Raw genomic sequence first — 15,566 nt, forward strand, 5'->3', positions numbered from 1 at the left:
GGCTCCGCATTAAATTCAGTGACAGAAAGGAGTCTTTTTCCATGAAGAAAAAAGCCACATATCATCCCGAACACCGCACGCATGTTATAACGGTCCGCATGAATGAGGACGAGTGGCAGATGTTCCAGCAAAGGCTGCAGGATTCGGGTATGATGCAGTCTGATTTTGTCAGACAAGCTGTTGCTACGGCAAAAGTGGATGTTCATATTCATCCGGTTTATGACAGTGAAGTTCTTGACCGGATTGCAGCCGAACTGGGGAAAATCGGCAGTAATATGAACCAGATTGCCAGACACGTAAACCAGGGCAATCCTATGACAGCACGGCTGTCAAAAAATCTGAATCATTGTTTTGCAGATTTAACGATGCTAAAAACAAAAATTGAGGAGATGGCAGGTGAAATGTAATGGCGGTTTTGAAGCATATTGCCAGCAAAAATGCGGACTATACCGCAGCGGAACAGTATCTGATCTTTCAGCACGATGAGAGCAGCGGCAAACTGCTTTTGGATGAAAGTGGATATCCCATGCTGCGGGAAAAATATATACTGCAGGGAATTAATTGCGATGCCTATAATTTTGCATCGGAATGCCGGAAAGCCAATCGAAAATATAAAAAGAATAAAGGGAAAACAGAAATCAAAACGCATCATTACATCATCAGTTTTGATCCCAAAGATAAAGTCGAACCTGGCCTTACGATTGAAAAGGCACAAGAAATGGGGATGGCATTTGCAGCGGAACATTTTCCGGGACATCAGATGCTTGTGTGTGCCCATGAGGACGGGCATAATGGGGCTGGTAATATCCATGTTCATATCGTCCTGAACAGTCTTCGGATACAGGACATCGAGCCACTTCCCTATAAGCAGCGCCGCTGTGACTGCAGGGCAGGCTTCAAGCACAATTGCACGAAAGAGTTCATGTCTTATCTCCGAACAGGCTTGATGAAACTGTGCCGGGAAAATGGGATGCATCAGGTTGATTTGACCCAGTCCCGGAAACGTGTAACCAATGAAGAATATCGGGTTGAACAGCGTGGGCAGGAAGCATTGGATCAGGAAAATGAGATGCTGATTCAGAAGGGGCAGAAGCCGGAGCGGACAAAATTTGAAACGGAAAAAGAGAAGATCCGGCAGACGATTCTGGATACAATCTGTGTCAGCCATTCACCGGAAGAGTTTCAGAAAATCCTTCAGGAACAGTATGGGATTCAGGTAAAAGAAAGCAGAGGCAGATGGAGCTATCTGCCTCAGGGCCGGACGAAACCAATTGCCGGAAGAAAACTGGGAGACATTTTTGAAAAAGCAGCAATCCTTGAAACCATCCAACGGGAAAGGAGGGCACCGGAAACAGCAGTTTCCCTTCCGGGTGCGCAAAAAAATGCTCCAACTTCTGTCCATGGTGGACAAAAGTTAGAGACAAAAACAAGAGACGAATTAACAATTGAAAATCGGGCAGAGAGAAGTGATCTGAGCGGGGCACTGAATCTGGGACAAATAATTGATCTGGAGAAAAATGAGAAAGCAAAGAACAGCGATGCATATGCCCGTTGGATAAAAATTCATAACCTGCAGGTTCAGGCAAAGACATTCAGTTTTATGTCAGAACACGGTTTGTTGAATAGTACCGAACTGGATGAGGAATATGAGCTTATGACAAAGCAGTTCCGGGAGTGTCGTTCTCAAATGAAATCAACAGAAGCTGAATTGAAAGAAGTAAATCATCGTCTTCGTCTGCTGGGACAGTATTTCAAAGGAAAAAGAGCATATCGGGAATACTGTCGATGTGGTAAGCAACCCGCTTTTCTGAAAGAGCATCAGGCAGAACTGGAACTGTATGAGGCTGCTTCCAGAGAACTTCGGGAAATTTATGGTGATCAAAAACTGCCTGGTGTGAAGGAACTGAAAGAACAGAAAGTAATCCTGCAGAGCCAGAAAGATGCACAATACGAAGCGTTCAAAGCAATCAGGAAGCAGTGGATGGATCTTGGAAAAGTGATCCGAAATCGAGACAGTTTTCTGAAAAAAATGCCAGGACAGTACAAGGAGAAAAAGAAGACTGATGATCTGGAGTAAGACACTTCTGAAAGAAGAAAAATTAAAAAATAAAGATTTATTTAGATGGGAAAATCAGAGAATTATTGGATAGAAAATATAGAAATTCAGGCATAATACCATGATCCTGTTTCAGAATCAATCCGTTTTCGGATTTGTATATTGTAAATATATAAATTAAGACGAATATTTACGCTCATATATACATGTAAGTTCGTAAATAGTAGTGAAAAGCAATCGACAGAACATCTGAAAAGTGTTATAATAAGGTGCTGAGGTAGTGTATTATATGCTGATTCTATAGAGCGTTTCCGGACTTTGAAGTGAAGACTCTAAAATGGCTTATAATATGGAAGAGCTTATATACACAGGTTCTTTTTTACGAGTAGTATGGTGGATGGGGCGTGTGGATATAAGCTGTTTTTATATTCAGCAATATAACACTTGTCAAATGAGTACCGCTTTTTAACAAGAGAAAAGAAGCTGCTTTTGACATTTGTAACGTGCGATGATTTAGAACATGAATTGATTCACTCAGATGATGCGTGGATTGGATTATAAAATGAAACTGGAGAGTACAATATGACATTGACAAATTATTGGTGGTTGCTGATCTGGATGTTTACTGGGGGGATTTTATTGGAGATTCTTGTTCCACGGAGGAGGGAATTAGTTTGTGGAAAAATGGAAGAACGATGGGATACGGTCTCCGCATTAATTTTGGTAATCCCATACATTATTTGGGCAGGATATCGGACGGATGCTTTCGGTGATACGAGGGCATACAGAATGGCATTTCGAAACGCTCCAACGCAATTGGGACAACTGACAGAGTATCTTTCAACGATTACAAAAGATAAAGGGTTTTCAGTATTAACTGTTTTAGTGAAATGTATTATTGGAAACTCTGATGTTCTGTTTTTTCTTATAATTGCAACAATTCAACTTCTTTGTATTGTGTATATTTGCAGAAAATACTCTTGCAATTATTGGTTGAGCATGTTTCTGTTTGTTGCGTCAACTGATTATATAAGTTGGATGCACAATGGAATCCGTCAGTTTTTGGCAATCACTATTGTTTTTGCTTCAACGGAGTTATTGATAAAGAAAAAATATATCCAACTTATTTTAATTATTCTTTTGGCATCGACGATTCATGCTTCTATGCTATTTATGATACCAGTAGTTTTTATAGTTCAAGGCAAGGCATGGAATAAGAAAAGCGTTTTATGTATCATAGCGTGTATTATAGCATTGTTCTTTGTTGATCAGTTTACGGATATTCTTGATACTGCGTTATCAACAACCCAGTATTCTGGAATGGTATCTGATTGGGAAGAATGGGGGGATGACGGAACGAATCCGATTCGTGTTTTGGTGTATTCTATACCAATGTTGTTATCTATTATTGGCTATAAGCAGATCAAAGCAAGTGATAATCCGCTTATCCATATTACGACTAATTTTTCAATACTTGCATTTGGAACCGCACTTTTATCAATGAGTACATCTGGTATCTTCATAGGTAGAATGATTCAACCGACTTTTGTTTATGCAATTCTCATATTGTTACCTTGGGAGTTAAAAAATATTTTCACTGAGGAATCTTCGAAACTAATGCAGATATTTACGGTGATTGGATATGTTGCGTTTTTTTATTATCAAATGCACATTACTTGGGGAATGTTATAATGAGTAATACATGGAGGCTGTGATGCAATCAATATTTATTATTTCATTGGATTTTGAGCTTTTTTGGGGCATGCAGGATTGCAGTACGTTAGAAGAATATCAGGATCATGTGATGGGAGGAAGAAAAGCTATTCCTAAATTATTAGATTTATTCCATGACCATAATATTCACGCAACGTGGGCTACGGTAGGATTTCAATTTGCGCATTCTTTTGAAGAAGTTAAGCGTTATTTTCCACCTGACAATTTGCGGCCGAGCTATACAAATATGAAGCTGTCAACTTATAATTGTTTTTCATATATTGGAAAAGATGAGCATACGGCTCCTTGTTTTTATGCTCCATCACTAATCGACAAAATTGCCCATTGTGATGGTCAAGAAATCGGCAGTCATACATTTTCACACTATTATTGTCGAGAAGCAGGGCAAACTACAGAACAGTTCAAAGCAGATATGCAAGCTGCTCAAAGAATTGCGGAAGCCAATGGATACAGTATAACTTCTGTTGTGTTGCCTAGAAATCAGTGTACAGAAGAACATATCGGAGTGTTAAGAGAACTTGGTTTTACGGCGTATCGTGACGAAGAGAATGACTGGATTCACGAAAAAGTGTCTTTTCGTCCTCTTATGAGGGTACTTCGCTTGATTGATGTATATTTCCCATTGACTGGACTAGGGGGGTATGTTCCTAAGGTTGAGAATGGAATTGTTAATCTTATAGGTTCTCGTATGTATAAGCCCTATTTCAGACCGCTGGCATTTTTAGAAAAAACCAAAATTAATCGAATTAAAAGGCAAATGCTTCATGCGGCAAAGCGTGGGTTAACTTTTCATTTATGGTGGCATCCGCATAATATTGGTGTCAGGACAGACTATCATTTGAAACAGTTGGAAGAAATATTGTGCTATTATGATGAATTAAAAGAAAAATATGGGATGCGTAGCTTGAATATGAGAGAAGCTGCGGAAGAAAGTCTTAATAGGTGAGAGTATGTATCAGTTTTATTATGCGAATCAAAAGCAAAAATATAGACAAAATGCTTGTGTAGATAAAATACAAAATCACTTTGAAATTACGGCAATTCGTCCGACCATGTGGGAGGAACACTGCTTGGAATGTTCTGCTCCGCTTTGTTATCAAAACTGTTTGCATTATGTGGCAAGAAGTGATGGACGATGCAAAAGATTCGAAAATGGATTTTGGACTTTTCAGAGTGATAAGGCATGTTGTGGACAAGGTGTACATATTAAATTTCGTAAATGGGCAAATATGATGACCATTATTTTTCCTGATATGATTCCTATGGATTCATATCAGAAATTGCATAAAAAAAATCAGAAATTAGGAAATCGTTTGAAAATCGTAGCAAATAGTAAATTACCAACAAAAGTTCGTTGGGAAATTATTCGTACGGAAGAATATATTCGTCGAAGAAAACTAAGAATGATGGAAACAACAAACAATATTCCCGATGCTTTTGTATTTCATGGTTATAGTTATGATAAAGAAAAATATAACCTTATTATTGAAATTTACAATGATCACACTCCTGTGTATAAAACGGCACTACCGATTGTTCCGGGGGAAAATTTATATGTGTTGAATCGGGAACAACTTGCACCAGAATGTTGGACTGTCAATTATTTAGTGAAGATATATCCGGAAAATGACATTGAAGCAGAGCTTGACATTCTCTGGTGTGACTTTGTTTGTGGAAAAGCAGTTGCTTCTGAAAAGTCAGCGGACAAAGTAAAGTGTGTTGTTTGGGATTTAGATAATACCGTCTGGGATGGAACATTAATAGAAACGGATGATCTGAAAAAACTTAATCTAAAAGCAGGAGTGTTGGAAACAATTCAAGAACTAGATCGTCGTGGTATTATTCAGTCTATAGCTAGCAAAAATGATATGGAGGCAGCTTGGCCTGTTGTAGAAAACTTAGGTATTGCGGAATATTTTCTTTACCCTCAAATTCATTGGAATGCTAAAAGTGGGTCTGTTGAGCAGATTGCAAAATCCTTGAATATTGGAATAGATTCTCTAGCACTAATAGATGATTCTATATTTGAAAGGCAACAGGTAAGAAGTCAATTTCCACAGGTGCGTACATATGATGTGAGTGAGCTATCCAACTTGTTGCAATTACCAGAATTTGTAGTTATGGTAACAGAGGAAAGCAAAAAGCGACGTGCCATGTATCAGGCGGAAAAAAAGCGGAATGAGATTATGTCACAGGGAAATCAAGGGACAGTAGAATTTTTGAAAAAGTGTCATTTGACAATTCAGTTGTTCTCTCCTGAAACAGAGAATCAGGTTATGCGTTGCTATGAACTGGTTGTTAGAACTAATCAGTTAAATATGTCTGGAAAGAAATACAGTATAGAGGAATTTAATGAAGTGCTTCATCGATCGGAGCATAAAAATTTTGCATTTTCTTGCCATGATGATTTTGGAGAGTACGGAATTGTGGGTTTTGGACAATATCGAGTGGAGCAGGAAAAGCTGATTTTTACAGAATTTGTAATGAGCTGTCGTGTGGCGGGTAAATATGTAGAGAGTGCATTGTTTGCGAACTTACTAAAAAAAGAATCATGCAATCAGGGGATTTTTGAGGTTCGTAAAACAAAAAAGAATGCATTATTGAGAAGAACTTTGGATGATATTGGTTTTAGAGAAGTCAGTTATGATGAAGACAAGGTACTTTACGAGTTTTCAGAGCAATTAAAGTACACAGAGTTGGTTTCTTGCTTATGATATGGAGACAAATAGGATGATTATTTTTATTCGAGATAATGAGTGTTTTGAACCAAGAGTGCAGAATTATTTACATTATTTTGACGAGCACTCTATTGATTACCATGTTCTTGCATGGAATAGAAACGGAACAGCAAAGTCTAACGAAAAAATCACTTTCTTTCAGCGTAGAGCTGAATATGGAAAAAGAATAGCCAATATTCCTAACAAAATTGCGTGGATGTTTTTTGTCGTTAAGGAAATATGGAAACATCGCCAAAAGTGCTATTCAATTCATGCTTGTGATATTGATGCAATTTTGCCAGCTCTTTTTATTGGAAAAATACTTCATAAAGTAGTTATTTTTGATATATTTGATTGGATTAGTTCATTAACTGGTAAGGGTATTGTTTATAAAATAGTTGAGTATTTGCAAAATTATGCATATGCTCATAGCGATGCTGTGATTTTATGTGAAGAAGAGAGAAAAGTACAAGCGAAAGTTCAGAATGATAGAGTTTTTGTCCTCCCCAATATCCCAGATGGAAAGACAGAGTTCGACAGAGAAACCTTGAAGACTATAGACGAAGAACGAAAGTTATATGATCTTACAATAAGTTATGTTGGTGTTTTTGATAGAGATCGAGGTTTGGAAAATCTATTGAGGTGTGTTTCTCGAAATACAAATATATTGTTAAATATTGCAGGATTTGGCGTTCTAGATGAACAGGTTCGAAGTTACGCACGAAAATACAAAAACATACATTATTGGGGGCGTGTTGAATATGCTGTTGGGCAAGCCATTATGAAAAATTCAGATATAATGGCGGCGATGTATCATTTGACTAGCCCGTTACATAAGTTTGCAGCTCCGAATAAATTTTATGAGAGCCTTTTGTTAGGTGTTCCAATGATAACAACTCAAAATACATTAGTTGGTTCTAAAGTAGAAAAGTATGATACGGGATTTGTTTTAGATGAAACAGAGGAATCTTTAGAAAAATTGATAAAAAATCCTGATTTAATAAAAGAAGTCAAAATAAAAAGAGATCATTGTAGAAATACATGGCATGAAGTATATGCGTCATATTATAAAGATTTTATGGAAACGGATTATTTAAAATTAATGTTACCGACTTCAAAAAAATTGACATGAATTAAGAAGGGAGAATAAAATTCTTGACAGACAGATAGACCATCCAATAAACTGAATCGATTTCTTATAAAAAATCGGTATGTTTTAAGAAATAGTAGTAAAATTTGTTTAAGTAATCTGGATAGAGAGAATTTAAATGCACGGATTGCACTTCAATAAAAATATTGGAAAAACAAAACATCTTTATGCGGTTGGTTCTATTCTTCTTGGCTATCGGGATATGACGATTTGGGGGATTTGGGGTATGATTCGTTGAACGGCTGGCTGAGGAAAGCAGATGGGTTTGTTCACAGACATTATCATTATCTTGATATTCGGGCTGTCCGTGTTCCGGAAACAAGAAGAATATTAAGAGCGATGGGATATGAATGTCCGGAAATATATGGAGATTCAGCAGTATGTACTGACTCCCCCAATTTATGAAGTTCTCACGTAATTGGAAAAAATCATAGATGAGATTGTGAGTATTGAATTGGTGATCAGTTCGGCGTTACATGGTATTATTTTGGCAGAAGCATATGGCATTCTTGCAGTTATGTTTAGTGATACACTATCTAGTGATATTACCAAGTATAAGGATTGGCATTATGCGACTGGTAGATAAAATTTTACTATTGTAAATTCTGAGAAGAAAGATTGAAAATTAAATGTGAACCATTGCCTATTACTGTCATTGAGGAGATGCAAGCGCAATTATAGATACATTTCCTTGTGACTTGTGGAATGGGTAAAAAGGAGAAATTATGGCTATTCCATTAATTACGGTATTTACACCGACTTATAATCGGAAAAACTGCATTTATAAAGGTTATCAGAGTCTTTGCAATCAGTCTTCGTTTAATTTTGAATGGTTGATTATTGACGATGGCTCCAGTGATGATACTCGGGCCTTGGTTGAACAATGGCAGCAAGAACAAGAGAAATTTACGATTAGATATTTTTGGAAAGAAAATGGTGGATTACATTCTGCTTATAACAAGGGAATCGAGTTGGCTAGAACGGAACTTTTTGTCTGCATTGATTCTGATGATTGGATGCCGGAAGATGCAATTGAAAAAATAGAAAATATATGGCATAACATACAAGATAAAGATTATGCAGGAATTATGGGAATTGACTGCTATCAGGATGGAACATGTGTTGGGGATAGATTTCCAGATGGTATTGAAGAAATGTTTCTTTACGAAAAAATGACGAAATATCAATTGGATGGGGATAAAAAAATGATTCACCGTACATCTTTATTGAAAAAGGTAGCACCTATGCCAACCTTTACTGGTGAAAAAAATTTTAATCCATCATATATGATGTATCAACTTGATCAATTTGGAAAACTGTATGTTACAAATGATTGTTTTTGCATTGTAGATTATCAGCCAGATGGAATGTCCAGTAATATATATAAACAATATAGAAACAGTCCGAACAGTTTTGCCGAAACCAGAAAATTATATATGGCGTTTCCTAATACAACAGTGATGTTTAAATTACGCCAGAGTATACATTATGTTTCTAGTTGCCAGCTAGCGGGGAAATTTTTCGAAGGGATGAGAAAAAGTCCCTTCTTGTTGTATTTTATACTGGCGATTGTCCCGGGAACATTATTAACCATTTTAGTTTTATTTAAGACAAGAAAATAAAGGGAAAATGCTCGGCTCATAGAGGGAGAGTGGTTGCTACTATGAAAAAAATACTTTTCTTGATTCATGACCTTGGTGCGGGTGGTGCAGAAAAGGTTTTAGTGAATTTGGTAAATCATTTGAATCAAAAAAAATACGATATAACTGTGGGAGTACTTTTTGGAGGTGGAGTCAACGAGCAATTTTTGAATAAATCAATTCACTTTTTTAGTGTTTGGTCAAAGATGATTCCAGGTAACAGTAAGTTGATGAAACTTTTTACGCCAGAACAGCTTCACAAACTGTGTGTGAGAGAGCACTATGATATTGAAATATCCTATCTAGAAGGACCAACGGCAAGAATTATTTCTGGTTGCCAAGACAAAGAAACAAAATTGATTTCTTGGATTCATGTAGGACAGCATACAATGAAAAATTTGGCGCAATCTTTCAGAAACGAACATGAAGCCATGATGTGTTATAATCGATTTGACCAGACAATTTGTGTTTCAGAAAGTGTTAAAGAAGATTTTTGTTCCATATTAGATTTTCGGAAACCTTGTAAGGTACTTTATAATACTGTTGAATCAGAATCCATCAAACAATTGGCAACTGAATCAACCGATATCTTTCTTGATGATAATCGAATTCGCCTCATTGCTGTTGGAACATTGAAACCATCAAAAGGATATGACAGATTAATTAATGTTATTGAAAAGTTGGACAAAGAAAAATATCCTGTTCATCTTTATATATTGGGAACAGGTCCGTTGCGTCAAGAAATAGTGACCAGTATTAAGGCCAGAAAGTTAGATCATTGTATTACGTTACTTGGTTATCATACTAATCCATATAAATATATAGCAAAATGTGATCTGTTTGTGTGTGCGAGTCACACAGAGGGTTTTTCTACTGCTGCAACAGAAGCTTTGATCGTAGGAACTCCTGTTTGCACGGTAGATGTGTCTGGAATGAAAGAAATGCTTGGAAAGAACAATGAATACGGTGTTGTAACTGAAAATAATGAGGTGGCTCTTTACGAAGGAATCAAACAAATAATCAGTTCTGAAAAGATGTTGGAAGATTATAAGGTAAGAGCAAAAGAGAGAGGACAAGCATTCTGCACTGAAGCAACGGTTAAGGCTGTAGAAGAAATGCTTGAAGAAATATGATGGTAAGAAAGAAGGTAAGCTATGTATGATTTTGAAAAAATCAAGTTAGTAATTTGGGATTTAGATGAAACCTTTTGGGAAGGTGTTTTATCAGAAGGAGAAGTTGATGTTCCAGCGGAAAATATTCAATTGATAAAGAAACTTACAGATGTAGGAATTATCAACTCAATTTGTAGTAAGAATGATTATGAAAAAGTGCAAAAAAAAATGATAGAATTAGGAATTTGGGATTATTTTGTTTTTTCGTCCATAGATTGGAATCCCAAAGGGGGACGCATTCAACAGCTTATTTCTGACATGCAGCTAAGACCGGTGAATGTTCTTTTTGTTGATGATAATTCATCCAACTTAGAAGAAGCAAAGTTTTTTTGTCCGGAACTAATGACAATATTACCAGATGAACTTCCTGATCTATTTGAAGATGCTTTTGCATGCAATAAAAATGATGCAGAGCATAAACGCTTACATCAATATCAGTTGCTTGAAAAGAAGCGACAGCAAAGAGGAAAATTTGCTTCAAACGAACAATTCCTTTATAGTAGTAATATTAGAGTGTCTTGGGGAACAGATTGTATTAAGAATATTGATAGAATCCATGATTTGGTTTGGAGAAGCAATCAACTAAATTTTACTAAGATTCGTTCTACTAAAGAAGAACTAATGGAATTGTTTTCTAAAGACGAGTGTAAATGTGGATATGTTTCAGTTGAAGATAATTTTGGCGATTATGGGATAGTTGGTTTTTATGCACTAAGAAATAATGAACTTCTCCATTTTTGCTTTAGCTGTAGAACGCTGGGAATGGGAATTGAACAATATGTGTACAGTAAATTAGGTCGTCCAGATTTGAATATCAACGGAGAAGTAATCAGCAGCTTAGAGTCAAACGAAACTCCTGGGTGGATTAATCAGGAAAAATCAGATACAGAAAGTGCATTGTTGAAAGTACAGTCCGTCTCATCGCATAGTGTATTGATAAAAGGACCTTGTGACTTGTTTCAGATTCTCCCTTATATAGCTGATAAAAGCATCATAGACACGGAGTTTACATATGTAAATAATAATGGAGTTACGATAGAGTCTACAGGACATACTACACATATTGTTGAGGCATTTCGATTAAGTAAACAGGAACAACAAAGAGTACTGGATGAGGTTCCATTTGCCGATGAAGGCATTTACAACAATAATATATATAAAGGGAGATATAAGCTCGTCATTATAAGCATTTTACAGGATGCAAATTTGGGAGTATATCGTCGTAAAGAAACAGGGGAACGGATTGCTTTTCTTGAGGGGTATCATCCTATTACAGAAAGAAAAAATTGGGATGCTTATATTAGTGGAGAGTACAATTCTGCAAGCTTTCAATTTACGATGGAATGTTTAGAAGAATTTGCTGAAAAATATGAATTTGTGGGGATTAATACACCAGAACAAATTGTAGAAAATTTGCAGTTTATCAAGGAGCATTTGCCTGATGATTGTGTACTTGCGGTCATGTTGGGTGGGGAACTATATTATGAAAAAAATATATTCCCAGCTTATGAGAATCGACATTTAGTACATAAAGAAATAAATGATGCAATAAGAGGAGCAGCGGATCGTATAGGACTTAAATTGATTGATGTCAATAAATATCTGATAGATCAAAGCAGTTTTTATGACCATTTCAATCACTATATTAAACCGGTTTACTATCGACTTGCGGGAGATATTGTAACACTTATCAATGAGCAAACCGGTGCGACATTGAGGGAAACGTCCAAGTTAAAAATGGCGCAGGTTAGATTGAAAGAATGTTTAGCACCAATGTATTACAAAATCAGGAAGAAGGTCGTAAGGTGATAGAGAAAAAATCAGAAAAAAGAAATTTGGGGCTAGAGTGGTTAAGAATATGTTCAATGTTTATGATTATTCTTCTTCATTCTATTGATCACAGTGGTTTATATGAAACGTTGGAAGAAGGGGCTATATTATATGTTTATGAGCAATTTATATATGCACTGGTACAAGTTTGCGTAAATTGTTTTGTTCTGATTTCGGGCTATTTTTTGGTGCAATCTCAGTTTAAGTTGAGAAAGTTGATTTCTCTGTGGATTGAAGTGTTTTTTTATTCGTTTTCGATTAAATTGATTATGATGGTTACAGGAGAAATTACTTTTTCAATTGCATCCTTGATTTCTTGCTTCGTTCCGATTTTAACTGGGCGCTATTGGTTTATTACAATTTATTTTGGAATGTATCTCATGTTTCCATTTTATAATATCGCAATTAAGGCTATGAATGAGCAACAGCATAAAAGGTTGGTTGTTTTGCTGATTGTTTTATTCTCTGTAATGATTTCAATTTATCCTTCTTTCAAGGGAATGAACTCTGGAGGAGCATGGGGATTAGCTTGGTTTACAGTATTGTATTTTATTGCTGCTTATTTTCGCATTTATTATGTACCGGATAAAAAGAAAAAATGTAGTTTGGTGCTATTCTTTGTAATTCCGATTATTATGACACTTGCATTAGTTACGGTACAAAAAATGCAGATAGGTGTTTTGAGCAATATGGTTAAAAATTGGTGGAGATACGATTCGTTTCCGGTAGTTATAGCGTCAATAGCATTATTTGTAACATTCATTAAGATGGAAGGTAAGGCATTAAATAGGCGTGGAAATCAATTAGTTATAAAAATATCAGGAACTACATTAGGAGTCTATTTGATTCATGCGCATGCAAATATTTGTACTGAAGTAATGTGGCAACGTCTTGGTATAGTAAGTAATTTGTCGCATTGGTGGTTTCCAATTTACCAATTGGTAATTGTTGGTATAATCTTTCTGGTATGTTCGATGATTGATTGTTGCAGACAGAGATTATTTACTGTGATGGAAGTTGATAAATTTTCAATAAGAATGGAAACGTTGTTAAAAAATCGGACTAATGTTGATAACTTTTTTAGATAGAACTTTAGAATTTATAGGTTGGAGACAGAATTTTCGATAGAGAGCAGCAAGAGAAAAAAGAAAAAGGTGAAAATATGAATAATATAAAGATTTCAATTGTAATTCCAGCTTATAATATATCGCAATACATAAATAGTTGTCTGAAAAGTATTCTGAATCAAACATGGCATAATTTAGAAGTTATTGTAGTTGATGATGGTTCAACAGATAATACTGTAATGGTTGTGGAATCTTGTGCGGCAAAGGATGATAGAATTAAAATAATAAAAAAGGAAAATGGAGGAGTTACATCGGCTAGATTGGCTGGTGTTGTAGCCGCTACAGGAGAATTTATTGGATTTGTTGATGGTGATGATATAATTGAACCAGATATGTATGAACGCTTACTTCGTAATGCAATTGAATATTCTGCGGATATCTCTCATTGTGGATATCAGATGGTTTTCCCCAACCGCATAGATTATTATTATAACACAGGCCGTCTTGTGAAACAGGACAAGCAAGCTGGACTAAGGGATTTGTTTGAAGGTTCGTATATTGAGCCGGGGTTGTGGAATAAGTTATTTCACAAGACCTTGTTTCATCGATTATTACATGATGGAATAATGGATATTTCTATAAAAAATAACGAGGATCTTTTGATGAACTACTATTTGTTCAAAGAATCCAGTATGTCGATTTATGAAGATTGGTGTCCATATCATTATTTGGTTAGAAAAGGATCTGCTGCTAATGCAAAATTAAACGAGCATATGTTGCTTGATCCAATTAAAACTACTAAAATTTTGCTAAAAGAAACGAGAGGAAATGATGAGTTACAGTTAATATTGAGCCAACGGCTTATGCGACAATGGATTGTATTGGCTACTATGCCATTAGGAAATGATGCAGAACTAATTTTACCACATAAAAGACGAGCCAGAAGAACAATTAGAGAAAATTTATTTGTGTGTATAAGTAGTCATGGATTTTGTATCAAATTGAAATTTATGCTTTTTTGGGTTGCTGTATGGCCTTGGAGTTATGAGAAAGTACATAAAATATATGGTCATGTAACAGGAATTAGTAAAAAATATGATATAGATTAGGAGCATAGAATGAAATCACTGATTAGCGTTATAATTCCGGTATATCAGGTTGAAAAATATCTTGATAGATGTGTTGAGTCTGTAGTCAATCAGACATATCAGAAACTGGAAATTATTTTGGTGGATGATGGATCACCAGATAAGTGCGGTTCGCGATGCGATGAATGGGCTGAAAAGGATTCAAGGATAAAAGTTATTCATGTAAAAAATGGTGGTGCTGGCAAAGCACGGAATATTGGTGTTGCAGCTTCCAAGGGAGATTATATTGCATTTGTGGATAGTGATGATTTTGTGTCGCCTTTGATATATGAAAGAATGCTTCAAGAATTTGATTCTAAAGTAGATGTTGTAGAATGCGATTATGGCATCGTAGAATCTGATGAACTGATTTTTAAGGTGGTGGGTAGTCGTAAGGAATTTACAACAGAAGAGGCTATGCGAGAACATATACAGGATCATTTTTTTAAGCAGGTTATTTGGAATAAAATGTATCGGCGAAATGTCGTTGAAGGAATTTTATTTCCAGAGGGCAAATTGATTGATGATGAATTCTGGACGTATAAAGTAGTTGGAAATGCTAAAAAGCTAATACATATTGATGATTGTTTGTATGCATATCGTCAACAAGAGAAATCTGTTATGCATGCTTCTTTTTCTAAGGCTAGATTGCAAGCTTTAGAGGCGAAAGTTAGCAGGTTAGAATATATTTCTGAAAAGTTTCCGGCTCTCTATTTTGAAGCACACCAAAATTTGTGGCTTTCATGTTTATATTTGGGGCAATTGTCATTGAAGTATTTAACGGATTCAGAAAGAAAAGGAGCTTTGAGAATGATTGAGGAAATCGTTAGAGAGTATCCTTTAACAAAAGAAGAAAATAGACTTTTGCCAGCAGATTATAGATTATGGGACTTGTTAACAAAATTTTCACTAATTTTTACATGTAAAGTTCGCAATATACTAAACATTGGATTTTAATAAATAGGAGCTTCTTGTATAATTCAAATATAAGGAATTCCAAGAAAGAAGGTTGAGAAAAAAATACCTCAGTGTAAAATAAGATTACTGACTTTGCACGGTTAGTAAAAAATCTT

The 15,566-nt window shown here is 35.7% G+C and carries 12 protein-coding genes; all 12 read left to right on the forward strand.

Annotation, left to right across the window (positions count from 1 at the left end; genetic code table 11):
• Positions 1–41: 41 nt before the first annotated feature.
• The 12 genes from ACTNB3_RS10920 (at position 42) to ACTNB3_RS10975 (ending at position 15,450) form a co-directional block, all read left to right on the forward strand.
• Positions 42–407 (forward strand): plasmid mobilization protein, encoded by a 366-nt coding sequence (locus tag ACTNB3_RS10920; protein ID WP_441025615.1) that lies wholly within the window; start codon positions 42–44, stop codon positions 405–407.
• Positions 407–2,077 carry a relaxase/mobilization nuclease domain-containing protein gene (locus tag ACTNB3_RS10925; protein ID WP_441025618.1) on the forward strand — a complete coding sequence of 557 codons (1,671 nt, stop codon included), beginning with the start codon at positions 407–409 and terminating at the stop codon, positions 2,075–2,077. The genes ACTNB3_RS10920 and ACTNB3_RS10925 overlap by 1 nt, the downstream gene beginning before the upstream one ends.
• Before the next feature lie 561 nt (positions 2,078–2,638).
• Positions 2,639–3,748, forward strand: a complete 1,110-nt coding sequence (locus ACTNB3_RS10930) for an EpsG family protein (protein WP_441025621.1) — start codon at positions 2,639–2,641, stop codon at positions 3,746–3,748.
• A gap of 22 nt (positions 3,749–3,770) precedes the next feature.
• Positions 3,771–4,736 (forward strand): polysaccharide deacetylase family protein, encoded by a 966-nt coding sequence (locus ACTNB3_RS10935; RefSeq protein ID WP_441025624.1) that lies wholly within the window; start codon positions 3,771–3,773, stop codon positions 4,734–4,736.
• A 4-nt stretch (positions 4,737–4,740) separates the two neighbouring features.
• On the forward strand, positions 4,741–6,504 hold the full coding sequence (locus ACTNB3_RS10940; protein ID WP_441025627.1) for an HAD-IIIC family phosphatase: 1,764 nt from the start codon (positions 4,741–4,743) through the stop codon (positions 6,502–6,504).
• Positions 6,505–6,520: 16 nt separating this feature from the next.
• Positions 6,521–7,639 (forward strand): glycosyltransferase, encoded by a 1,119-nt coding sequence (locus ACTNB3_RS10945; RefSeq protein ID WP_441025630.1) that lies wholly within the window; start codon positions 6,521–6,523, stop codon positions 7,637–7,639.
• Positions 7,640–8,382: 743 nt separating this feature from the next.
• The gene (locus tag ACTNB3_RS10950) at positions 8,383–9,279 is read left to right on the forward strand and encodes a glycosyltransferase family 2 protein (RefSeq protein WP_441025633.1); all 897 of its coding nucleotides are present in this window, start codon (positions 8,383–8,385) and stop codon (positions 9,277–9,279) included.
• Between the two features lie 41 nt (positions 9,280–9,320).
• Positions 9,321–10,430: a glycosyltransferase gene (locus ACTNB3_RS10955; RefSeq protein WP_441025636.1), complete on the forward strand. Its 1,110-nt coding sequence runs from the start codon at positions 9,321–9,323 to the stop codon at positions 10,428–10,430.
• 21 nt (positions 10,431–10,451) lie between these two features.
• Positions 10,452–12,278 carry an HAD-IIIC family phosphatase gene (locus ACTNB3_RS10960; protein WP_441025639.1) on the forward strand — a complete coding sequence of 609 codons (1,827 nt, stop codon included), beginning with the start codon at positions 10,452–10,454 and terminating at the stop codon, positions 12,276–12,278.
• On the forward strand, positions 12,275–13,387 hold the full coding sequence (locus ACTNB3_RS10965; protein ID WP_441025642.1) for an acyltransferase: 1,113 nt from the start codon (positions 12,275–12,277) through the stop codon (positions 13,385–13,387). The genes ACTNB3_RS10960 and ACTNB3_RS10965 overlap by 4 nt, the downstream gene beginning before the upstream one ends.
• 74 nt (positions 13,388–13,461) lie before the next feature.
• Positions 13,462–14,475, forward strand: a complete 1,014-nt coding sequence (locus tag ACTNB3_RS10970) for a glycosyltransferase family 2 protein (RefSeq protein ID WP_441025645.1) — start codon at positions 13,462–13,464, stop codon at positions 14,473–14,475.
• A 9-nt stretch (positions 14,476–14,484) separates the two neighbouring features.
• Positions 14,485–15,450, forward strand: coding sequence for a glycosyltransferase family 2 protein (locus ACTNB3_RS10975; RefSeq protein ID WP_441025648.1), 966 nt, complete (start codon positions 14,485–14,487; stop codon positions 15,448–15,450).
• Positions 15,451–15,566: the final 116 nt, after the last annotated feature.

It is taken from the genome of Bariatricus sp. HCP28S3_D3 (genome assembly GCF_052065755.1).
Classification (GTDB): Bacteria; Bacillota; Clostridia; order Lachnospirales; family Lachnospiraceae; genus Allocoprococcus.